Raw genomic sequence first — 20946 nt, 5'->3', positions numbered from 1 at the left:
CGGTGCGCGGGCGGTCAGCGCCGTCGCGGACGCTTGCGCCCATGAAGACGTACTCGGCCGCGCGCAAGTGGGCGACGTTCGCGCTGTGCGCGCTGGTGTCGCTGGTCCCCAACGTAGACATGACCGCGCTGAACCAGGCGATCCCCCGGCTCAGCGCGGACCTCGGCCCGTCGGCGACGCAGATCCTGTGGATCTCGGACGCCTACGGGTTCGCCCTGGCGGCGCTGCTGATCACGATGGGCGGCGTCGGCGACCGCATCGGCCACAGGCGCCTGCTGCTGATCGGGACGGCGGTGTTCGCGGCGGCGTCGGCGGTGACGGCGTACGCGGGGTCGGCGGAACTGCTGATCGCGGCGCGGGCGCTGCTGGGCGTGGCGGGCGCGACGCTGATGCCGTCGGCGCTGTCGCTGATCCGCCGCGTCTTCACCGATCCGAAGCAGCGGACGGCGGCGGTCGGCGGGTTCATGGCGGTCGGCGGGCTGGCGGTCGGCCTCGGCCCGGTGCTGGCGGGCGCGCTGCTGTCCCACTTCTGGTGGGGCTCGGTGTTCCTGATCAACGTGCCGGTGATGGTGTTCGTGCTGGTCGTGGGCCTGTTCGTGCTGCCGGACGCGCCCGGCGCGGTGACGGGCCGGCTGGACGTGGCGAGCGTGCCGCTGTCGGCGGCGGGCGTCCTCGGCGTCGTGTACGCGGTGAAGGAGGCGGCGACGCACGGCCTCGGGGTCCGCGTGGAGGCCGCGGCGGCGGTCGGCGTGCTGGGCGTCGCGGCGTTCGTGTGGCGGCAGACGCGGCTGGCGGAGCCGCTGGTGGACCTGTCGCTGTTCCGCCGCGCCGCGTTCACCGGGTCGGTGACGGCGAACCTGTTCGCGATGTTCGCGCTGGTCGCGCAGTCGCTGATCTTCTCGCTGCTGTTCCAGATGGTGTTCGGCTGGTCGCCGCTGAAGGCGGGCCTGGCCGGGCTGCCGGGCGCGCTCGGCGCGATGGCGGGCGGCGCGGCGCTGGCCCCGCCGCTGATCGCGGCGGTGGGCCGGGCGCGGACGGTGGCGGTCGGCATGACGCTGTCGGCGGTGGCGTTCGCGTCGTTCACGGTGGTCGACGCGGGCACGTCCTACTGGGTGCTGGCGGTGCTGATGGTGCTGTCCGGGGTCGGGATGGGCCTGGCGATGACGGTCACGGGCGACACGGTGCTGGCGTCGGTGCCGCGCGAGCGGTCGGGCGCGGCGTCGGCGATCTCGGAGACGGCGACGGAGCTGGGCGGCGCGCTGGGCCTGGCGGTGCTCGGCAGCGTCCTGAACTACGCGTACCGGAACGCGCTGGACCTTCCGGCGGGGCTGTCGGGGGCGCAGGCGTCGGCGGCGCGCGACTCGCTGCCGGGCGCGGTGGAGGCGGCGGCGCACCTGCCCGCGCGGACGGCGGGGGCGCTGCTGGACGCGGCCCGGTCGGCGTTCGTGGCCGGGATGCACGCGTCCCTGGTGCTCAGCGCGTGCTTCGCGGTGCTGGTGGGCCTGACGGCCCTGGTCACGCTGCGGTCGGTCCCGAAGGTCATCGAGGAGGCGGCGGCGGAGGAAGAGCCGGTCCTCGTCGCCTGACCCCGCGAGCGGCGAGCCCCCGTCCCGCCGGACGGGGGTTCCGCCGTCCCCTTGGAAAAGTGATATCACTTTGCTAGTTTGGTGATGACACACCGAGGAGGACGCCATGACGGAGAACGACACCGGGGTGGAGATGCCCCGCCCGACGATCGTGGAGCGCCCCGCCCGCAACGCGGGCGGCTGGCGGATGCTCGGCATCGCGCTGCTGACCGTGCTCGCCGGGATCATCGTGATCGTCGCGGGGGCGCTGGCGTCGTCCGGCGGCGTCGGGCTCGGGATCGGCCTGGTGGTGGGCGTGCTGCTCGTCCTCGCCGGGCTCGTCCTCGGCGCGGGCCTCACCGCCGTCGCGCCGGGCGAGGCGCGCGTCGTGCAGGTGCTCGGCCGCTACACCGGCACGGTCCGCGAGGACGGCCTGCGCTGGGTCAACCCGATCTCCGACCGGCAGCGCATCTCGACCCGTATCCGCAACCACGAGACCGGCACCGCGAAGGTCAACGACCTGGACGGCAACCCGATCGAGATCTCCGCGGTCGTCGTCTGGCAGGTCGAGGACACCGCGCGCGCCACGTTCGAGGTGGACGACTTCGTCGAGTTCGTGGCGTTCCAGACCGAGGCGGCCGTCCGCCACATCGCGGGCAGCTTCCCCTACGACGCGGCCGACCGCGTCTCGCTGCGCGACAACGCCGACGAGATCACCGCGCAGCTCTCGGCGGAGCTGGCGCTGCGCGTCGCGTCGGCGGGCGTCCGCATCATCGAGTCCCGGATCACGCGGCTGGCGTACGCGCCGGAGATCGCGCAGGCGATGCTGCGCCGCCAGCAGGCGGGCGCGGTCGTCGCGGCGCGGCAGCGGATCGTGGAGGGCGCGGTCGGCATGGTGCAGCTCGCGCTCGACCGGCTCGACAGCGAGAACGTCGTGGAACTGGACGAGGAGCGCCGCGCGACGATGGTCAGCAACCTGCTCGTGGTGCTGTGCGCGGACCGGGACGCCCAGCCGGTCGTCAACACCGGCTCGCTCTACCAGTGACCCCGTGGCGACCGAGCGCAAGAAGATCCTGCTGAGGCTCGATCCGGCGGTGCATGACGCGCTCGCGCGCTGGGCGGGCGACGAGCTGCGCAGCACCAACGCCCAGATCGAGTTCCTGCTGCGGCGGGCGCTGGCGGACGCCGGGCGGATGCCCGGCTCCGCGGGCCGGATGCGGCGGCCGGGGCGGCCCCGCAAGGCCGGCGACGCGCCCGCCGCGGAGAACGAAGACGGAGACGACGGGGAAGAGGACCACCGATGACCACGACGCCCGACACCCTCCCGGACCGGATGTTCCTGCTGGCCTACGACGTCCGCAAGCAGCGGATCACGGGCGGGAGCAGGCTCGGCTACGTCCTGCGCGGCGCGGCGCTGACCGAACTGTTCCTCGACGGGCGGATCGTCGAGGAGAAGGGCAGGCCCGTCCCCGGCACGCCGGGCGACGACCCGTACGGCGTTCTCGCGCAGCTCGCGGCGGGCCGCCCGAAGAGCTGGCAGCACTGGGTGCGGCGGGACAGCCGCGCGATGGTGCGGACGGTCCGCGAGGAGCTGGAGCGCGACGGCTGGATTCGCGTCCGCTCCACGCGCGTCCTCGGCCTGTTCCCCCGGCACCGCGTGACGGTCAAGGACCCGCGCGTGGTGAAGGAGCTGTGGGGCGGGGCCGCGGCGGCGCTGCGCGGCCGCCCGGTCGCGCACGTCAACAGCTACGACGCGGCGGCGGTGGCGCTCGCGGCGGCGGGCGAGCTGTCCACGGTCCTGCCGCGCGCGGACCGGCGGCGGCACAGGCGCCGCATCGCCGAGCTGACGGCCCGGTCGGGCCCGGCGGCCCCGGCGGTCCACAAGGCGATCCGGGCGCAGCAGATCGCGGTGACCACGGCGGGCGGCTGACCCGGGCCGGGCGAACCGGGCGGATCGGAAAAAACCGGTGTCCGCCCGGACGCCGCGTCCGTAGATTGTCCGGATGTTTCGACGGCGGCGCGAGGACGCGCGAACGACCTCCATCCACGACCACATCCGCGCCCACCTGCGCCCGGACGGGCCGGGGCTGCGCGACGGCGGCGAGGCGCTGCCCGACGACGCCGAGCAGACGACGCCGTGGGCGCCGGGCGCGCGCGACGGCGTCCTGACCCACCACTGGGGCGGCGCGGCCGACCCCGCCGAGGTGGACCGGGTCGTCGCCGCGGTGCTGTCGGGCGAGCCCGCGCGCGTCGAGGAGGCCGTGGCGGACGTCAGCGTCGTCGCGCTGGTGGAGGACCTGCTGACGCGGGTCCGCGCCGAGGCGGACGACCCCGAGCTGATCCACGGCCTCGGCATGGCGCTGGCGACGCGGTCCGCGCGGCGCGAGGCGGTGAAGGCGGGCATCGCGCTGCTCGGCATGTTCGACGCGTCCCACCACCGCGACGTCCTGCTGACGCTGGGCCGGCACGACGAGTTCACGCTGTTCGCGGCCGTCGCGCTCGGCAACGGCGACGGCGACCCCGAGGCCGTGCTGTGGGACCTGGCGCGGCGGGTCACCGGCTGGGGCCGCGTCCACCTGGTCGAGCGGCTGTCGGCGACGGAGAACCCGGAGCTGCGCGACTGGATTCTGCGGGAGGGCTTCCGCAACGACGTCATGGACGAGTACCTGGCCGGGATCGCCGCCGAGACCGGCGGCCTCGCGGACGCGCTCGCCGCGCCCGCCGCCGGGTCGGACGCGGAGCTCATGGCGGCCGCCGCCGGAATCCTCACCGCCCTCGCGACGGACGGCGGTCCGATGATCGGCATGGCCGGGTACGCCGACGGCGAGCGCGCCACCGGCCGGTACCTGCGGCACGCGGCGGCGGCCCCCGCCGACCTGCGCCACTACCTCGCGGCGCACGCCCTGCGCGACCACGCCGCCGCGCACTGGCCGGGCCTCGTCGGCGCGGCGGACGCCGTGCTGGCCCGCCCCGAGTGGCCGGATCTCGCGACGGCCGCGCTGCGGTCGCCGGACCCGGAGCTGTTCTACCGGGGCGACGAGGCGGGCCGTCTGCTGGGCGTCCCGGTGCGGCCCGCGCACGCCGCGCGGCTGCGCGACGACCCGTTCGCCGTCCAGCACTGGGTGGGCGCGCTCGGCGGCGCGGACACCGCGGAGGCCGCGCCGCTGATCGCGTGGGCGGCGGAGGTCCTGCCGCTGGCGGAGATCGCGACGGGCCCGGGCACGTCCCTCGGCGTCGGCCCGGACCACGCGCCGCACCGGGCGCTCGGGGCGGTCGTCGACGCGCTCGACGGCCATCCGGGGCTGGGCTGGCCGCTGGTGGCGGCGGCGCTGCGGTGCCCGGTGACGTCCGCGCGGAACGCCGCCGCCCGCACGCTGGACGCGTGGGGCGACGCCCGGCCGCCCGAGGCGGCGGACGCGCTGCGCCGCGCGCTCGCGGAGGAGCCCGACGACGACCTGCGGGGCCGCCTGCGCGCCCTGGCCGGCGGCTGACCGGGCAAGTACGGAACCCTACAAAGTCCGGACGGTCCGCTTTGTTATGCGCGGGCACCGCGGGCGCGGCGCCCGCGTTCCTACGCTCGATACATGGACTCCGCGACGCTGATCTACCCGCTCATGAAGCACGTCGTCCTCGGCCCGGCGCTGCGCGTCGCGTTCCGGCCCCGGGTCGAGGGCCGCGAGCGCGTCCCGGCGTCGGGCCCGGTGATCCTCGCCGCGAACCACCTGGCGTTCTGCGACTCGTTCGTGCTGCCGCTGGTGATGCCGCGGCAGGTGTTCTTCCTCGGCAAGCACGAGTACTTCACCCGGCCGGGCGCGGCGGGCCGGGCGATGGCGGCGTTCTTCCGGGGCGTCGGGGCCATCGCGGTGGACCGGTCCGGCGGCGCGGCGGCGCAGGCCGCGCTGGACGCGGGAGCGCGCGTGCTGGACGCGGGCGGCGTGTTCGCGCTGCACCCCGAGGGCACCCGCTCCCCCGACGGCCGCCTGTACCGGGGCCACACGGGCGTGGCGCGGCTCGCGCTGCGGACCGGCGCGCCGATCGTGCCGGTCGCGCTGGCGGGCACCGACCGCGTGCAGCCGCCGGGCCGTGCCGTGCCCCGGCCGGGCCGCGTCGGCGTGCGGATCGGCCGCCCGCTGAGCCCGGCCGGCTACGGCCCCGACGACGCCCGCGAGCTGACCGACGCGGTGATGCGCGCGATCCACGCCCTGTCGGGCCAGGAGTACGTGGACGCCTACGCGCCGCGCCGCGGCACCCGTCCCCCGAAATCCGGCGAGACCCGCCGCGCGGCCTGAAAAACCGGTCGTACCGCCCGGACCCGGGCGGCTAGCGTCGGCCGTCATGGACGATCTCCTGATCAACGTCATCGACGTCGAGGCCACCTGCTGGGACGGCCCGGTCCCGCCCGGGCAGCACAACGAGATCATCGAGATCGGCCTGTGCGTCGTCGACCCGGCGGCCCGCCGCCGCGTCGGGCGGCACCGGGTGCTCGTCCGGCCGGACCGCTCCGAGGTCAGCGCGTTCTGCACCGAGCTGACGGGCCTGACGCCGGCCGAGGTCGCCACCGGCGTCTCGTTCCGCGAGGCGTGCGCGCTGCTGGAGCGCGAGCACCGTTCCGGTTCGCGGCTGTGGGCGAGCTGGGGCGACTACGACCGCAAGCAGTTCGAGGCGCAGTGCGGGCGGGCGGGCGTGCCGTACCCGTTCGAGGCGCGGCACGTGAACGCCAAGGCCGTCCACGCCGCGAGCCGCGGGCTGCGCCGCCGCCTCGGGATGGCGGCGGCGCTGCGCGGCAGCGGGATGGAGCTGGAGGGGCGGCACCACAGCGGCGTGGACGACGCGTGGAACATCGCCAAGCTCGTGCTGGAGCTGGTGGAGCGCGGCGACTGGCCCGCCGCGGGTTAGGCGGCCGCGCGGCGCAGCACGGCGGCGACCATGAGGAGGGCCGCCGCCGCGAAGCCCGCCGCGACGGTGAACACGGCCGTCGCGCCGCCGGACTGCGCGGTCACGACGACGGCCGACCCGACCGCGCCGCCCGACCACAGCATCGCCTGGGAGACGCCGGACGCCGCGCCCGCCTCGGTGGGCTCGACGCGGGCGAGGATCTCGGCGTTCAGCGGCATGACCGACATCCCCGCGCCCCCGCCGATGAGCGCGAACGGGACCAGCAGCCCGGTCGCGTACCCGGCGTGGTCCGGCAGCAGCGCGAGCCAGGCGAACCCGGCGGCGACGAGCAGGCTTCCGGCCGCGACGAGCGGTTTCGCGCCGAGCCTCGGCAGCAGGCGCGGGACCGTCCGCACGACGGCGAACTGCGCGAGGACGATCGGCAGGAACGCCGCGCCCGCCCGCAGCGGCCCGTACCCGAGCGTGTCCTGCAAATACTGGGTGAGGAAGAAGTTCCCGCCGAACAGCCCCGCGATCAGCAGGAACTGCACCAGGTAGGCGGCCGTGCGGTTGCGGTCGCGGAAGAGCCCGAGCGGCACGACCGGCTGCGCGGCGCGCCGCTCGACCAGGACGAACGCGCCGAGCGCGAGGACGGCGGCGGCCGCGGCGACGGCGACGCGCGCGTCCGACCAGCCCGCGTCGCCCGCGCGGATGAACAGGTACACCAGGGCCGTCATCCCGGCGACCGAGCCGAGCGCGCCCGCCGCGTCGAACCGGCCGGGACGGCGCGGCGTCTCGGCCAGGACGCGGGCGGCGAGCACGGCGAGGACCGCGCCGACCGGCACGTTGACGAAGAACACCCACCGCCACGACGCGGCCTCGGTGAGGACGCCGCCGAGGACCATGCCGAGCGCGCCCCCGACCCCGGTGACGGCGGAGAAGAGGCTGAGCGCGCGGACCCGCGCCGGGCCGTCGAACAGCGCGGCGATCAGCGCCATCCCGCTCGGCGCGCAGAACGCGGCGGCGAGCCCCTGGAAGGCGCGGGCGGCGACGAGCGCGCCGCCGCCGGGCGCGCACCCGCCGAGCAGGGACGCCAGCGTGAACGCCGCGATGCCGCCGACGAACACGCGGCGGCGGCCGAAGACGTCGCCGGCCCGACCGCCGAGCAGCAGCAGCCCGCCGAACGCGATCATGTAGGCGTTGAAGACCCACGCGAGGCCCCCGGTGGACAGGCCGGTCTCGCGGCCGATGTCGGGGAGCGCGATGGTGACCACGGACGTGTCGATGCCGATCATGAGCTGACCGCCGACGATCGCCGCGAGGGCGAGTCCGGGATGATGGAGGGGGGACGGAACGCCGGGCGGGGCCTGCCGACCGGTGGTCCTTCCCGTCGGGACAGTCGGCACTGCGACCTCCGCACGGAATGATTTAAGGAACGGGTTCGTTCACTATGAGGGCAAGTTACCACCGCGACACGAAAAAGGGAACGCGATCGTTCACTACCTTGGGGCGCCGGGGATGAGCGGCCCGATCCGGCGGCGCGGCGCCGACCTCGAAGCGGCGATCTTCGCGGCGGTGTTCGGCCAGCTCGTCGAGGTCGGCTACCGGCGGCTCACGATGGAGGGCGTCGCCGCCGCCGCGCACACCGGCAAGGCCGCGCTCTACCGGCGCTGGTCGTCCAAGGAGGAGCTGATCGGGGACGCCCTGCGGCACGAGCTGCCGCCGCCGCCCGAGCCCCCGCGCGCCGGGACGCTGCGCGGCGACCTGCTGGAGCTGCTCGGCCGGTTCCGCGACGCGCTCGGGACCTGCAACGGCGCGGCGTTCCGCGTCCTGAAGGAGGACTCCGACGGCGTCGGCGTCATGCACGACGTGGTCCACGGCCGGCTGATCCGGCCCGTCAAGGACCTGCTGTACGAGACGCTGCGCGCGGGCGCGGAGCGCGGCGACGTCCGGCCGGGCGCGGCGACCCGCGACATGGCCGACGTCGGCCCCGCGATGGTCGTCTACCGGTACATGACGCGCGGCGAGATCATGGACGACGACGGCCTGGTGTTCGTCGTGGACGAGATCGTGCTCCGCGCCGTCGCCGCGCCGGACGCGGCCGTCAGCCGACCTTGACGCCCGTGCCGCCCGGCGGGCCGCCCGGCGCGCCGCCCGCCGGGTCGAGCCGCAGCGTCGGGTAGGGCGTGCCGACGCCCTCGTCGCGGAACCGGCGGTGCAGCCGCTTGACGAACTCGTGCTTGATGCGGAACTGGTCGCCGAACTCCTGCGTCCGCAGGATGACCGTGAACCGGATGCTGGAGTCGCCGAAGGTGTGGAAGCGGACCAGCACCTCGGCGTCGGGCACGCCGCCGTCCACCTCGCCCATCACCTCGGCGCCGACCTCGACCACCAGCCGCTCCACCAGGTCGAGGTCGGCGTCGTAGGGCACCTGCGCCTGGATCAGCAGCGACATGTCCTGCGCGGGCCGGTGGTAGTTGGTGAGGATCGTGTCGGAGAACCGCTGGTTCGGGATGACCTCGACGTTGTCCGACAGCGTCTTGATCGTCGTGTTGCGCCAGTTGATGTCGACGACGTAGCCCTCCTGGCCGGTGCTCAGCCGGATGTAGTCGCCGGGCTCGATCGTCTTGGACGCCAGCACGTGGACGCCCGCGAACAGGTTCGCGAGCGTGTCCTGCAGCGCGAGCGCGACGGCCAGGCCGCCGACGCCCAGGGCGCCGAGCAGCGGCGTGATCGACACCCCGAGGCTCTGCAGCATGATCAGCACGCCGATGCCGACGACCACGACCCGCGTGATGTTGGCGAAGATCGTCGTGTTGGCGGCGGGCCCCTGCCGGGCGTGCGCGACGGACGCGACCGCGCCGGAGATCAGCCGGGCCAGCGCCAGCGCCACCACCATCACGGTGATCGCGGTGAGCACCTTGCCGGTGTAGTCGAGCGTCCGCGCGGACGGCTCCATGACCTCGGCGGCGACCCACAGCCCGCCGAGCAGGGCCAGCGGCAGCGCGAGGTCGTGCAGCAGCCGGGCCAGCAGGTCGTCCCAGGCCCACCGGGTGTCGCCCGCGCGCCGGGTGAGCCGCCCCGACAGGACGCGCAGCACGATCGCGACGGCCAGCGCCGCGGCCACGACGACCGCGGCGGCGATCACCCGGCTCCAGTCCACCGAGTCAGGCATGGGGGGAATCACTCCTCGTCCTGGTACTCCGCCCGGTACGGGCGGCTTCCGACGATCTTGATCGTAATGACGTCGGCGGGCGCGGGGCGGGCGATCGGGGCGGCCGGGCCCCGGTTACGATCGGGAGAATGGTAGGCGTGGGCGTGATGCGCCGGCTCGGGGTCACGGCGCTCGGACTGCGGAACGGCCCCCACCGGGTCGCGGTGACCCGCGACCTGCGCGTCCCCGCGCACGACGGCGTGGTCCTGCTGGCCGACCACTACGCGCCGGACGGCGTGGAGCGGCCGCCGACCGTCCTGGTCCGCTCCCCCTACGGGCGGCGCGGGCCGTTCGGCCTGATGTGCGGCCAGGCGTTCGCCTCGCACGGCTTCCAGGCCGTCGTGCAGAGCGTGCGCGGCGGGTTCGGGTCCGGCGGCGAGTTCGAGGCGCTGGACGAGCGCGACGACGGCCTGGCCACCATCGCCTGGCTCAAGGAGCAGCCCTGGTTCGGCGGGACGTTCGCCATGCACGGCCCGAGCTACCTCGGCTACGTCCAGTGGGCCGTCGCCGCCGAGGCCGGACCCGAGCTGCGGGCGCTGTCGATGCAGGTCACCGCATCGCAGTTCCGCGAGGCGATCAACGTCGGCGGCACGTTCGCGCTGGAGTCCACGCTGATCTGGGTGGACCTGACGGCCCGGCTGAAGTCGCCGCTGTCCGGGCTGACGACCGGGTTCTTCTCGCCGCGCCGGGCGCGCCGCGCCGCGCTGTCGGGCCGCCCCATCGCGGAACTGGACCGGCTGGCGACGGGCGAGCCGCAGAAGTTCTTCCAGGACCTGCTGACCAACGGCCCCGACACCCCGTTCTGGGACCGCCGCGACTTCTCCCCGACCGTCGCGGAGGTGAGCGCCCCGGTCAACATGACCGGCGGCTGGTACGACATCTTCCTGCCGTGGCAGCTCAAGGACTACGCGGCGCTGCGCGCGGCGGGCCGCCGCCCGCACCTGACGATCGGTCCGTGGTTCCACGCCGACCAGCGGATGATGCGCGGTTCGGTGGACGAGGCGCTGCGGTGGTTCCGGGCGCATCTGCTGGACGATCCGTCCGGGCTGCGCGCGCAGCCCGTCCGGCTGTTCGTGACGGGCGCGGACGAGTGGCGGGAGTACCCCGACTGGCCCGTCCCCGGGATGCGGGAGGAGGCGTGGTACCTGCAGCCGGACGGCGGGCTCGGCACCGGCGCTCCCCCGCCGTCCGCGCCGGACCGGTTCCGCTACGACCCGCTGCACCCGACGCCGTTCCTCGGCGGGCCGACGCTGCTCGGCGGCAGCAAACCCGTCACCGACCAGCGGAAGCTGGAGAAGCGGCGGGACGTGCTCGTCCACACCTCCGACCCGCTGCCCGAGGACGCCGAGTTCGTCGGGCCGGTCCGCGCGGACCTGTTCGTCCGCGCCGACAGCGGGCACCACGACGTGGTCGTGCGGCTGTGCGACGTCGCGCCGGACGGGACGTCGCTGAACCTGTGCGAGGGCATGCGGCGGCTGCTGCCGGACGCGCCGGAGGCGGACGCGGACGGCGTGCGCCGCGTGTCGGTCGAGCTGTGGCCGACCGGGCACCGGTTCCGCGCCGGGCACCGGCTGCGCGTGCAGGTCTGCGGCGGCGCGTACCCGCGCGTGGCCCGCAATCCGGGCACGGGCGAGCCGGTCGGCACGGCCACCCGGATGGTGCCGGTCGTGCAGGAGGTCTTCCACGATCCGGCGCACGCGTCGTCGGTCGTGCTGCCGCGCGTCCGGCCGCGCTCCTAGTCAGGCGCGGCGGAGCGCCGCCAGGGCGCGGTCCGCGTGGACGTTCATGCGGATCTCGCTCTTGACGATCTCCAGGACGCGCCGGTCGGTCCCGATGACGAACGTCTGCCGCCGCGTCGGCGCGAACGCGATGCCGCGCTTGACGCCGAACCGCTCGCGGACGTGCCCGGCCGGGTCGGACAGCAGGGGGTAGCCGAGTCCGTGCTTGTCGGCGAACTCCTTCTGCCGGGGCACCTCGTCGGCGCTGATCCCGACGGGGTGCGCGCCGGCCTCGGCCAGTTCGGCGACGAGGTCGCGGAAGCGGCACGCCTCGGCGGTGCAGCCGGGCGTGAGCGCGGCGGGGTAGAAGAACAGCACGACGGGCCCCTGCTCCAGCAGGCCGGTCAGCGTCCGGACGGTCCCGGTCTCGTCGGGGAGCGCGAAGTCTTCGACGACATCACCGATTTTCATGATCCCCATCTTGACCGCCGGCGCCGCGCGCCGCCATAGCCGGGTTCTCCCTAGCGAAAGTGAGATTCCTTCATGTAATTTGGCGCTCCCCCCCGGAGCTAGGAGCGCCCATGAGGCCACGCCCCCGCGCACTGCCGCTCGCGTCCACGGCGGGCGGGGCCGTCCTCGCGCTCACGCTGGCCGGAGCGGTTCTGGACCCGGTCGGGTTCTTCGCGCTGCTGGGCGTGCCCGGCCCGGTGCTGCCGAAGGCCCGGTGGCAGGTCGCGCCGGTGGCCGTGTACCTGCCGCTGCTCGTGCTCGGCACGGCGTGGGTCGCGGCGGGGCTCGGGCGGCTCGGGCGGCGGGCGAGGTTCGCGACGATGTGGGCGGGGTTCGTGCTCGTCGCCGTCGTCGCGAAGGCCGTCGCCTCGGTCGTGGCGACGGCGCCCGAGCTGAACATCCTTGATCTGCTGTGGGCGACGAGCTACACCGCGCCGAAGGCCGCGCTGTACGGGGCGGTCGTGGCGGCGGCGACGCTGTTCGTCCCGCGCGCCGACGAAAATCCCGCCGAGCCCGTCGAGCCCGCCCACCGGGCGCACCGGCCGATCGCCGCGCTCACCGTCGCGGCCGTCGCGGCGACCGGGCCGTGGGTCGGGGCGCACTGGTCCCGCGACCTGCCGGACCGGCTGCCCACGGTCGATCCGCGGGGCGGCGCGGTCGGGGTCGTGCTCGGCCTGGCGGTGCTGCTGCTCGCGCTCGCGCGCACGCAGCGGACCTTCGCCCGCCGGTTCCCGACGCCGGGCGGGGCGTTCCTCGGCGGCTGGCTCGGCGCGCTGTGGGCGGGCCTCGCGCTCGGCGCGGCGCAGGTCGTCGGGCTGCTGGTCGTGGACGGGTTCGGCGCGCCGTTCCAGACGCCCGCCGCCGCGTGGGTCCGGCTCGGCGAGGGCGCGTCGCTGGGCGCGGCGGTCGGGTGGCTGCCCGCGCTGCTCGCCTGGGCCGCCGCGCGCGGCGCGCCCGCCGTCCGGGGCGCGCTCGCGGGCGTGCTCGCCGTCGCGGCGACGGTCGCCGCCGTGGTCGTCGCCGGGCCGGACGCCGCCCCCGCCGCGCGGGCCGCCGCCGGGACCGGGCTCCCGGCGCTGCACGTCGTCCGCGGCGCGCACCCCCGCATCGTCGATGACGGGGGCAGGCAGGTGCTGCTGCGCGGCGTGAACGTCAACCAGTTGGTGGACTTCTACGTCCGCGACCCGAAGACGCCCGCGACGCTTCCCCTGACCGAAGACGATTTCGCGCAGATCGCGGCGCTCGGCCGCAACGTCGTGCGGCTCGCGGTGTCCTGGTCGGCCGTCGAGCCGCAGCCGGGCCGGTACGACGAGAACTACCTGCGGAAGATCGACCAGGCCGTCCACTGGGCGGAGAAGCACGAGATCTACACCGTCCTCGACATGCACCAGGACGGCTGGAACAACCAGGCGACGCCGGCCGGGACGTCCTGCCCGCTCGGCACGTCGAAAATGGACGGCTACGACGGCGCGCCCGCCTGGGCGACCCGCACGGACGGCGCGCCCCGCTGCCAGTTCACCGGCCGCGACATCTCCCCCGCCGGAGACCGCGCGTTCACCAATTTCTATTACGACCGCGACGGCGTTCAGGACCATCTCGTGAAGGTCTGGGGAATGCTCGCGCGGCGCTACGCGGAAAGCACGTCCGTCGCCGGATTCGACCCGCTGAACGAGCCGGGTTTCGGCGAGCAGGCCCCGCTGACCTCGACGTTGCTGCTCGGCCGTTTCTACGACCGCGTCCTGCGCGCCGTCCGCGCCGCCGAGAAGCGCCCGCACATCCTGTTCGCCGAACCGAGCATCTTCTGGTCCGGCACCGGATTCGACGCGATGCCGCGCGGCTCGTTCCAGGACGACCCGAACGTCGTCTTCGCGCCGCACCTGTACGCGGAGTCGATCACGATGGACGCGTCCCTCGGCCTGCCCGCCATGACGTCCGTCGAGCACGGTTTCCGGATCGCCCGGCGGACCGCCCGCGACCTGCCGGTCTGGAGCGGCGAATGGGGTTTCTGGGGCGACGACGCCGCGATGGTCGGCAAACTGCGGCGCTATTCCCGGCAGGAGGACGACGCGTTGATCGGCGGCGCGCTCTGGGTCTGGAAACAGGCGTGCGGCGACCCGCAGAACGGCGCCGGGCCGACCGGGAACGGGCTCAACAACCTCGACTGCGCCACCGGGAGGTTCCTTCCCCGCGATCCCGAGGGCGTCGAGGAACTGTCCCGCGCCTATCCGCGCGCGGCGCCGGGCGTGCTGCTCTCGCTGCGGTCCGTTCCGGAGACGAAGGAGTTCGTCCTCCGGGGCCGGGCGGCGGGCGGGTCCTGCGCGCTGGACGTCTGGGTGCCGGGCGACGCCCGTCCGGCCCCCGCGACGACGAACATCGACCGCCTCGACGTCCGCAGGGCCGACGGCGGCTGGCGCGTCGGCGGCTGCGCCCGAGGGACATACCGACTGGCGGTCGGCTAGCCCGACGCGGTCGTTTTGTCGGGACCGTGTGGCACTATCGGGGTTGTGACCAGCAGAATCACCGAGGCGCAGCGGCTCGACGACCTCGCGCGGCTCCGCCGCGTGCGGGACCGGATCGACCGCGAGTACGCGCGACCCCTGGACGTCGAGGCCCTCGCGCGCGGCGCGAACATGTCCGCCGGGCACCTCAGCCGCCGGTTCCGGCAGGCGTACGGGGAGTCGCCCTACGGGTACCTGATGACCCGGCGCGTCGAGCGGGCGATGGCGCTGCTGCGGCGCGGCGACCTCAGCGTCACCGACGTGTGCTTCGCGGTGGGCTGCTCGTCGCTCGGCACGTTCAGCACCCGCTTCGCCGAGCTGGTCGGGGTGCCGCCGAGCGAGTACCGCCGCCGCGCGGCGCGGGCGACGGCGGGCATGCCGTCGTGCGTGGCGCGGCAGGTGACCCGACCGGTCAGGAATCGAGAAGCCCGCTCCCCCGAGCCGCAACTAGCGTGACCGGCATGGACATCAGCATTCACCACGCCTTCCTCCCGCACGACGACCCGGAGAAGGCCCTCGGGTTCTACCGGGACGTCCTCGGCTTCGAAGTCCGCGACGACGTGGGGTACGCCGGGCTGCGCTGGATCACGGTCGGGCCGAAGGGCGGGGAGGGCCCGTCGATCGTCCTGTACCCGCCGGGCGCGGACCGGGGCGTCACCGAGGACGAGCGGCGGACCGTCGCCGAGATGATGGCCAAGGGCACCTTCGGCATGATCGTGCTGGCCGCGCCCGACGTGGACGCGGTGTTCGACCGGCTCCAGGCCCGCGACGCCGAGGTCGTCCAGGAGCCGACCGACCAACCGTACGGCGTCCGCGACTGCGCGTTCCGCGACCCGGCGGGGAACCTGGTCCGCGTCCAGGAGGCCCGGCGATGAGCGGCGCGCGGCACGCCGCCGACGCCCACGACCTGATCCGCGTCCACGGCGCGCGGGAGAACAACCTGAAGGACGTCAGCGTCGAGATCCCCAAGCGCCGGCTGACGGTGTTCACCGGCGTGTCCGGCTCGGGGAAGAGCTCGCTGGTGTTCGGCACGGTCGCCGCCGAGTCGCAGCGGATGATCAACGAGACCTACAGCGCGTTCGTGCAGGGGTTCATGCCGTCGCAGGCGCGGCCCGACGTGGACGTCCTGGAGGGCCTGACCACCGCGATCGTCGTCGACCAGCAGCGGATGGGCGCGGACCCGCGCTCCACGGTCGGCACCGCGACGGACGCGAACGCGATGCTGCGCATCCTGTTCAGCCGCCTCGGGACGCCGCACGTCGGGTCGCCGAACGCGTTCTCGTTCAACGTCCCGACCGTCCGGGCGAGCGGCGCGATCACCGTCGAGCGCGGCGACAACAAGACCGTGAAGCAGACGTTCAGCCGCATGGGCGGCATGTGCCCGCGCTGCGAGGGCCGCGGGACGGTCTCCGACATCGACCTGGCCGAGCTGTTCGACGACGCCAAGTCCCTGTCCGAGGGCGCGATGACGATTCCCGGTTACAAGGCGGGCGGCTGGAACTACCGGCTGTACGCGTCGTCGGGGTTCTTCGACCCGGACAAGCCGATCCGAGAGTTCACGAAGACGGAGCTGCACGACTTCCTGTACCGCGAGCCGACGCGGATGAAGATCGAGGGCATCAACATGACCTACGAGGGGCTGGTCCCCCGGGTCCGCAAGTCGATGCTCGCGAAGGACAAGGAAGCGATGCAGCCGCACGTCCGCGCGTTCGTGGAGCGCGCGGTCGCGTTCACGACGTGCCCGGAGTGCGGCGGGACGCGGCTCGGCGAGGCCGCGCGGTCCTCGAAGATCGAGGGGATCAGCATCGCGGACGCGTGCGCGATGCAGATCAGCGACCTGGCCGAGTGGGTCCGCGGGCTGGACGCGCCGTCCGCCGCGCCGCTGCTGGCGGCGCTCGGGCGGGTCCTGGACTCGTTCACCGAGATCGGCCTCGGCTACCTGTCGCTCGACCGGCCCGCGGGGACGCTGTCGGGCGGGGAGGCGCAGCGCGTCAAGATGATCCGGCACCTCGGGTCGTCGCTCACCGACGTCACGTACGTCTTCGACGAGCCGACGACGGGACTGCACCCGCACGACATCCAGCGGATGAACGAGTTGCTGCTGCGGCTGCGCGACAAGGGCAACACCGTCCTGGTGGTCGAGCACAAGCCGGAGACGATCGCCATCGCGGACCACGTCGTGGACCTCGGCCCCGGCGCGGGGACGGCGGGCGGCGCGGTCTGCTTCGAGGGGACGGTCGAGGGGCTGCGGGCGTCCGGCACCGTCACCGGCCGCCACCTGGACGACCGGGCGGCGCTCAAGGAGGCCGTCCGCAAACCCACCGGGGCGCTGGAGATCCGCGGCGCGTCCGCGCACAACCTCCAGGACGTGGACGTCGACATCCCGCTGGGCGTGCTCGTCGTCGTGACGGGCGTCGCCGGGTCGGGCAAGAGCTCGCTCGTCCACGGGTCGATCCCGGCGGGCGCGGGCGTGGTGTCGATCGACCAGAGCCCCATCCGCGGTTCGCGGCGCAGCAACCCGGCGACGTACACCGGTCTGCTCGACCCGATCCGCAAGGCGTTCGCCAAGGCCAACGGCGTCAAGCCCGCCCTGTTCAGCGCGAACTCCGAGGGCGCGTGCCCGGGGTGCAACGGCGTCGGCGTCGTCTACAGCGACCTGGCGATGATGGCGGGCGTCGCGGCGACGTGCGAGGAGTGCGAGGGCCGCCGGTTCGACGCGTCGGTGCTGGAGTACCGCCTGGGCGGCCGGGACGTCAGCGAGGTGCTGGCGATGCCGGTGGCCGAGGCGCTGGAGTTCTTCGGCTCCGGCGAGGCGCGGACCCCGGCCGCGCAGCGGATTCTGGAGCGGCTCGCCGACGTCGGCCTCGGCTACCTGGCGCTCGGCCAGCCGCTGACGACGCTGTCCGGCGGCGAGCGGCAGCGGCTCAAGCTCGCGTCGCACATGGGCGAGAAGGGCGGCGTGTACGTCCTGGACGAGCCGACCGCCGGACTGCACCTCGCGGACGTGGAGCAGCTGCTCGGCCTGCTCGACCGGCTCGTGGACGCGGGCACGTCGGTGATCGTCGTCGAGCACCACCAGGCGGTCATGGCGCACGCGGACTGGATCGTCGACCTCGGGCCCGGCGCGGGCCACGACGGCGGCCGGGTCGTGTTCGAGGGCACGCCCGCCGAGCTGGTCGCGGCCCGCTCGACGCGGACCGGCGAGCATCTGGCCGCCTACGTCGGCGGCTGACCGCCCGCGAGCGCGTCGTCCCCGGCGGGGCGCGGCGCGACGAGCAGGTCGCGGACCGCGCCCGGCGTCCACGCCCCGGCAGCGCCGGGCCGCCCGGCCAGGTACCCGGCGGCGCGGCCCGCGTCCCAGCCGTGCGCCTCGCGCAGCCCGTGGCCGAGCATCGCCAGGTAGGCGGCGGTCGGGGCGGTGACGGGCGCGCCGTCGAGGGGGTGCGGGGCGGTGAACGTCAGCACCGGGTCGCCCTCGTGCTCCCCGACGAGCAGGACCGTCTCGTAGCGGCCCGGCCCGAGCGTCTGGCGGCCGGTGGCCAGCACCTCGGCGAGGTCGAGGTCGGTTCCGGCGGGGCGGTGCATCTCCTGCGCGACGACGTCGCCGAACTGCTCGGCGGTCAGCAGGTAGGCGCGGGCGGCGGCGCGGCCCGGCAGCTCCGGGTCGTAGAACGCGACGCCGCCGCCCCACGTCGGGGACGAGTGGGCGAAGTAGATCCCGCCGGGCAGCGTCAGCGCGCGGTCGGCGGCGGCCGGGCGCGGGTCGCGGCACCCCGAGTAGGTGACGGCCGCGCCCGGCGGCCGGCCGCCCGCCAGATAGCAGGCGAACCGGCGGCGGTAGAGGTTGCTCCCGTAGGCGGCGTACCAGATCCTCATCCGGTCAGGGTCTCATCGGCCCGTCCTCACGCTTCGGACGGGTCCGCGACGCGCGCCAGGAACAGCGGCTCGCCGGTCGTGCCGTCGCGGACGACCAGCACGTACGGGCGGTCGAAGACGATCCGCTCGCGCGGCTGCGGGACGGCGGTCGCGCCGATGCCCGCGCCGGTCGCGGCGGCGGCCTCGGTGCCGCGCTCGTCCACCTTCATCATCGCGGCGTGCCGGACGAAGCCGAGCGAGGTCGCGTGCGGGGACAGGCCGGTGAAGTCGGCGTCGTCGCCGAAGGCCGGTCCCATGCCGAGGTCCTTCAGCAGCGGGACGGCGTCCAGGCGGGTCTTCAGGTCGAGCTTGGGGAACGAGAGGCTGACGAGGCCGGGCGTGAGCGCCTTCACCACGCCGTCCACGTCGTCCGCGCGCAGGGACGGGCAGCCGCGCGCGCCGGAGTCGGGCAGCAGCGCGGTCATGCTGAGCCGTCCGCCCTTGTAGGGCAGGTCCACGGCCGTCCAGCCCCCGGCGCGGGCGGTGCGCAGGCTGTGGCCGGAGCTCATCATCCTGACGTCGGCGCGGTTCCCGGCGGCGGTGGTGAACGGCTCGGTGCCGGTGTCGCTGCGCTTGAACGCGGTGTCCCAGTCGGCCTTGAGGTAGACGGCGTCGGTGAGGACCCAGCCGGTGTCGGCGGTGACGGTGCGTTCGCCGAGCAGGCCGGTGATGCGCCCGGCGGTGGCGTCGGCGACGGCCGCGTTGATCGCGCGGCGCGCGCCCTCGGGGTCGCTGCGGATGTCGAGGGACTTGACGTCCGCGTCGTAGGCGGTCGCGACCCTGTCGAGGTAGTCCTGGGCGGGCGGCAGGCCGCGGTCGGCCCAGATCTGGTCGGTGACGCGCAGTTCGACGCCGTCGCGGCGGACGCCGCGCAGCGCGGCGGTGCGGGCGGCGAGGCCGGGGACGGGGTCGCCCGCCGGGAGCCGCAGCGCCTTGGCCATCGCGGTCGCGGTGTCGCCGCGCGCGCCGAGCGCGGCCATGCCGAGTCCGGCGGCGAGGCTGCTCGGGGACAGGACGAGGTTGCGGTCGGGTTCGGCGCGGCACCACCGGTCCAGCAGCGCGAGGCCGAACTCGGTGTCGGCGCGGGCGTAGGGGGCGGGGTCGGCGGCCGGGACGCTCCGCGCGTGTCCCTTCAGCGACCGGGGCTCCTGGCCCTCGGCGGTGCCGCAGGCGGCGGCGAGCGGGAGGAGCGCGGCGCAGGCGGCCGCCGCGAAGGCGCGGCCGGGGATCGTGCGGATCAGGCCCATGACCGTCGGACGCCGCCGGAGTTCTCCGGGTTCCGGAGGATTTTTCGGCCGACCGGGTTTGGCGGACCCTCGGACGGGACAGAACAGGGGGCGAGCAGGTGTCTAAGACGCAGATACCTCCAGGTTTGCCCTGTCTTTAAACCCGGAGGCTTTCATGCGTCGTCCCGCTCTCGCGCTCGTCACCCTCGCCGACCTGGCCACCGCGACCCCGCAGGCCGCCCGGGTCCGCGAGCTGGCCCGCTCCCTCGCCCGCCCCGCCGACGACGGCGGCCCCGGGCACCGTGTGACCATCTTCGCCCGCCGCCAGGACCCCGACGCGCGCAGCCGCTCCCGGCTGGCGTCCGGCGCGGCGCTGCGGCTGCTGGACGTCGGCCCCGCCGAGCCGCTGACCGAGGACGCCGCGCTGCGGCACGTCGGCGCGCTCGCCGAGGCGCTGCGCGAGCGCTGGACCGGCGCGGCCCGCCCCGACGTCGTCCACGCGCACGGCTGGATCGCCGGGCTGGCCGCCTGCGCCGCCGCCCGCGAGCTGGACATCCCCTTCGTGCTCAGCTACCACGGGCTGGCGGCGGGCGACCGGCGCGCCGGACGGCCCGTCCACCCGGCCCGGATGCGCGTGGAGACGGCGATCGGCCGGGACGCCTCGCTCGTCCTCGCCGCCCACACCGCCGAGGCCGAGGCGCTGGCCCGGATGGGCGTGCCGCGCCCGGCCGTGCGGGTCCTGCCGCTCGGCGTCGACGACGACCGCTTCACCCCCGAGGGCCCGGCCGCCGGGGGCCGCCGGGGCCGGGCGCGGCTGCTGACGATGCCGCGCGACCTCGGCGACGGCGGCGCGGAGGCCGCGATCCGCGCGCTGGTCCACGTCCCGGACGCCGAGCTGGTGGTCGCGGGCGGCCCGGACGCCGAGGGCCTCGGCGGCGACCCGGACGTCCACCGGCTGACGCTGCTGGCCAAGGAGCTGCACGTCGAGGACCGGGTCGAGTTCACCGGCGCGGTCGCGCCGCGCGCGCTGCCCAAGCTGCTGCGCTCGGCGCGGCTGCTGCTCAGCCTCTCCCCCACGCTGCCGGTGCCGGAGGTCGCGGTCGAGGCGATGGCCTGCGGCGTCCCGGTCGTGACGACCCCGGCGGGCGCGAACGCCGACAGCGTCCTGTCCGGGATCACCGGGCTGCACGTCCCGGCGGGCCGCCCGGCGGCGGTCGGCCGCACGCTGCGGCGGCTGCTGGCCGACGAGACCACGCTGCACGGCTGGTCGATCGCGGCGGTGGACCGGGCCCGCTCCCGCTACGGCTGGGGCCGCATCGCCGCCGAGGCCGCCCGCGCCTACGAGCGGGTGCTGCCCGAGCCCGAGCCGGAGCCGGAGGTCGAGGCCGCGCCCGAGCAGGACGCCGAAGCGCTCGCGAGCTGACC

General features: G+C 75.1%; 19 protein-coding genes. 14 read left to right on the top strand and 5 right to left on the bottom strand.

Annotated elements, in window-relative coordinates; all coding sequences use genetic code 11:
- Positions 1-41 precede the first annotated feature (41 nt).
- The 7 genes from G339_RS0127775 to G339_RS0127745 all read left to right on the top strand — a co-directional run bounded on the left by G339_RS0127775 (position 42) and on the right by G339_RS0127745 (position 6461).
- Positions 42-1586 (top strand): MFS transporter, encoded by a 1545-nt coding sequence (locus G339_RS0127775; protein ID WP_019634334.1) that lies wholly within the window; start codon positions 42-44, stop codon positions 1584-1586.
- Positions 1587-1692: 106 nt separating this feature from the next.
- Positions 1693-2610 (top strand): SPFH domain-containing protein, encoded by a 918-nt coding sequence (locus G339_RS0127770; RefSeq protein WP_019634333.1) that lies wholly within the window; start codon positions 1693-1695, stop codon positions 2608-2610.
- Between the two features lie 4 nt (positions 2611-2614).
- On the top strand, positions 2615-2869 hold the full coding sequence (locus G339_RS0127765) for a type II toxin-antitoxin system antitoxin (protein ID WP_019634332.1): 255 nt from the start codon (positions 2615-2617) through the stop codon (positions 2867-2869).
- Positions 2866-3495 carry a GOLPH3/VPS74 family protein gene (locus G339_RS0127760; protein ID WP_019634331.1) on the top strand — a complete coding sequence of 210 codons (630 nt, stop codon included), beginning with the start codon at positions 2866-2868 and terminating at the stop codon, positions 3493-3495. The genes G339_RS0127765 and G339_RS0127760 overlap by 4 nt, the downstream gene beginning before the upstream one ends.
- 73 nt (positions 3496-3568) lie before the next feature.
- Positions 3569-5056 (top strand): hypothetical protein, encoded by a 1488-nt coding sequence (locus G339_RS0127755; protein ID WP_019634330.1) that lies wholly within the window; start codon positions 3569-3571, stop codon positions 5054-5056.
- A 93-nt stretch (positions 5057-5149) separates the two neighbouring features.
- Positions 5150-5854, top strand: coding sequence for a lysophospholipid acyltransferase family protein (locus G339_RS0127750; RefSeq protein WP_019634329.1), 705 nt, complete (start codon positions 5150-5152; stop codon positions 5852-5854).
- Between the two features lie 46 nt (positions 5855-5900).
- Entirely contained in the window at positions 5901-6461 is a 561-nt protein-coding gene (locus G339_RS0127745) for a 3'-5' exonuclease (protein ID WP_019634328.1), read from the top strand.
- On the opposite strand, the gene G339_RS35520 is transcribed toward G339_RS0127745, so the two are convergent.
- Positions 6458-7846 (bottom strand): MFS transporter, encoded by a 1389-nt coding sequence (locus G339_RS35520; RefSeq protein WP_084693444.1) that lies wholly within the window; start codon positions 7844-7846, stop codon positions 6458-6460. The genes G339_RS0127745 and G339_RS35520 overlap by 4 nt on opposite strands.
- A gap of 112 nt (positions 7847-7958) precedes the next feature.
- Between G339_RS35520 and G339_RS0127735 the strand changes: the two genes are divergently transcribed.
- Positions 7959-8558 (top strand): TetR-like C-terminal domain-containing protein, encoded by a 600-nt coding sequence (locus tag G339_RS0127735; protein WP_019634326.1) that lies wholly within the window; start codon positions 7959-7961, stop codon positions 8556-8558.
- Here G339_RS0127735 and G339_RS35515 read toward each other — a convergent pair.
- A complete protein-coding gene (locus G339_RS35515) occupies positions 8545-9615 on the bottom strand; it encodes a mechanosensitive ion channel family protein (protein WP_033324521.1) in 1071 nt (356 codons plus the stop codon). The genes G339_RS0127735 and G339_RS35515 overlap by 14 nt on opposite strands.
- Positions 9616-9743: 128 nt before the next feature.
- On the opposite strand from G339_RS35515, the gene G339_RS0127725 reads away from it, so the two are divergent.
- Entirely contained in the window at positions 9744-11393 is a 1650-nt protein-coding gene (locus tag G339_RS0127725) for a CocE/NonD family hydrolase (RefSeq protein WP_157408046.1), read from the top strand.
- On the opposite strand, the gene G339_RS0127720 is transcribed toward G339_RS0127725, so the two are convergent.
- On the bottom strand, positions 11394-11843 hold the full coding sequence (locus tag G339_RS0127720; protein WP_026341834.1) for a peroxiredoxin: 450 nt from the start codon (positions 11841-11843) through the stop codon (positions 11394-11396). It abuts the gene before it with no gap.
- A 110-nt stretch (positions 11844-11953) separates the two neighbouring features.
- Here G339_RS0127720 and G339_RS37170 point away from each other — a divergent pair, with 110 nt between their 5' ends.
- Genes G339_RS37170 through G339_RS0127700 form a run of 4 tightly spaced genes read left to right on the top strand, consistent with a single transcriptional unit; the run spans position 11954 to position 17612 of the window.
- Complete coding sequence (locus G339_RS37170; RefSeq protein WP_019634322.1) at positions 11954-14341, top strand: cellulase family glycosylhydrolase; 2388 nt, start codon at positions 11954-11956, stop codon at positions 14339-14341.
- Positions 14342-14386: 45 nt separating this feature from the next.
- Positions 14387-14836, top strand: coding sequence for a helix-turn-helix transcriptional regulator (locus G339_RS0127710; RefSeq protein WP_019634321.1), 450 nt, complete (start codon positions 14387-14389; stop codon positions 14834-14836).
- A gap of 5 nt (positions 14837-14841) precedes the next feature.
- Positions 14842-15255 carry a VOC family protein gene (locus tag G339_RS0127705; RefSeq protein ID WP_026341832.1) on the top strand — a complete coding sequence of 138 codons (414 nt, stop codon included), beginning with the start codon at positions 14842-14844 and terminating at the stop codon, positions 15253-15255.
- A complete protein-coding gene (locus tag G339_RS0127700) occupies positions 15252-17612 on the top strand; it encodes an ATP-binding cassette domain-containing protein (protein ID WP_019634319.1) in 2361 nt (786 codons plus the stop codon). Before G339_RS0127705 ends, G339_RS0127700 begins: the two co-directional genes overlap by 4 nt.
- On the opposite strand, the gene G339_RS35510 is transcribed toward G339_RS0127700, so the two are convergent.
- Positions 17597-18256, bottom strand: coding sequence for a hypothetical protein (locus tag G339_RS35510; RefSeq protein ID WP_019634318.1), 660 nt, complete (start codon positions 18254-18256; stop codon positions 17597-17599). The genes G339_RS0127700 and G339_RS35510 overlap by 16 nt on opposite strands.
- Before the next feature lie 26 nt (positions 18257-18282).
- A complete protein-coding gene (locus tag G339_RS0127690; RefSeq protein WP_019634317.1) occupies positions 18283-19542 on the bottom strand; it encodes a serpin family protein in 1260 nt (419 codons plus the stop codon).
- A 154-nt stretch (positions 19543-19696) separates the two neighbouring features.
- Here G339_RS0127690 and G339_RS0127685 point away from each other — a divergent pair, with 154 nt between their 5' ends.
- Positions 19697-20944: a glycosyltransferase gene (locus G339_RS0127685; RefSeq protein WP_019634316.1), complete on the top strand. Its 1248-nt coding sequence runs from the start codon at positions 19697-19699 to the stop codon at positions 20942-20944.
- Positions 20945-20946 lie beyond the last annotated feature (2 nt).

Source organism: Actinomadura atramentaria DSM 43919 (assembly GCF_000381885.1).
GTDB classification, from domain to species: domain Bacteria; phylum Actinomycetota; class Actinomycetes; order Streptosporangiales; family Streptosporangiaceae; genus Spirillospora; species Spirillospora atramentaria.
The sequence above is the reverse complement of the archived record's forward strand: the minus strand, read 5'-3'. Positions and strand labels throughout refer to the sequence as shown.

Coding starts and splice junctions, on each gene's coding strand:
- G339_RS0127775 (WP_019634334.1), top strand. CDS start 42: ATGAAGACGTACTCGGCCGCGCGCAAGTGGGCGACGTTCGCGCTGTGC.
- G339_RS0127770 (WP_019634333.1), top strand. CDS start 1,693: ATGACGGAGAACGACACCGGGGTGGAGATGCCCCGCCCGACGATCGTG.
- G339_RS0127760 (WP_019634331.1), top strand. CDS start 2,866: ATGACCACGACGCCCGACACCCTCCCGGACCGGATGTTCCTGCTGGCC.
- G339_RS0127755 (WP_019634330.1), top strand. CDS start 3,569: ATGTTTCGACGGCGGCGCGAGGACGCGCGAACGACCTCCATCCACGAC.
- G339_RS0127750 (WP_019634329.1), top strand. CDS start 5,150: ATGGACTCCGCGACGCTGATCTACCCGCTCATGAAGCACGTCGTCCTC.
- G339_RS0127745 (WP_019634328.1), top strand. CDS start 5,901: ATGGACGATCTCCTGATCAACGTCATCGACGTCGAGGCCACCTGCTGG.
- G339_RS0127735 (WP_019634326.1), top strand. CDS start 7,959: ATGAGCGGCCCGATCCGGCGGCGCGGCGCCGACCTCGAAGCGGCGATC.
- G339_RS35515 (WP_033324521.1), bottom strand. CDS start 9,615: ATGCCTGACTCGGTGGACTGGAGCCGGGTGATCGCCGCCGCGGTCGTC.
- G339_RS0127725 (WP_157408046.1), top strand. CDS start 9,744: ATGGTAGGCGTGGGCGTGATGCGCCGGCTCGGGGTCACGGCGCTCGGA.
- G339_RS0127720 (WP_026341834.1), bottom strand. CDS start 11,843: ATGAAAATCGGTGATGTCGTCGAAGACTTCGCGCTCCCCGACGAGACC.
- G339_RS37170 (WP_019634322.1), top strand. CDS start 11,954: ATGAGGCCACGCCCCCGCGCACTGCCGCTCGCGTCCACGGCGGGCGGG.
- G339_RS0127705 (WP_026341832.1), top strand. CDS start 14,842: ATGGACATCAGCATTCACCACGCCTTCCTCCCGCACGACGACCCGGAG.
- G339_RS0127700 (WP_019634319.1), top strand. CDS start 15,252: ATGAGCGGCGCGCGGCACGCCGCCGACGCCCACGACCTGATCCGCGTC.
- G339_RS35510 (WP_019634318.1), bottom strand. CDS start 18,256: ATGAGGATCTGGTACGCCGCCTACGGGAGCAACCTCTACCGCCGCCGG.
- G339_RS0127690 (WP_019634317.1), bottom strand. CDS start 19,542: ATGGGCCTGATCCGCACGATCCCCGGCCGCGCCTTCGCGGCGGCCGCC.
- G339_RS0127685 (WP_019634316.1), top strand. CDS start 19,697: ATGCGTCGTCCCGCTCTCGCGCTCGTCACCCTCGCCGACCTGGCCACC.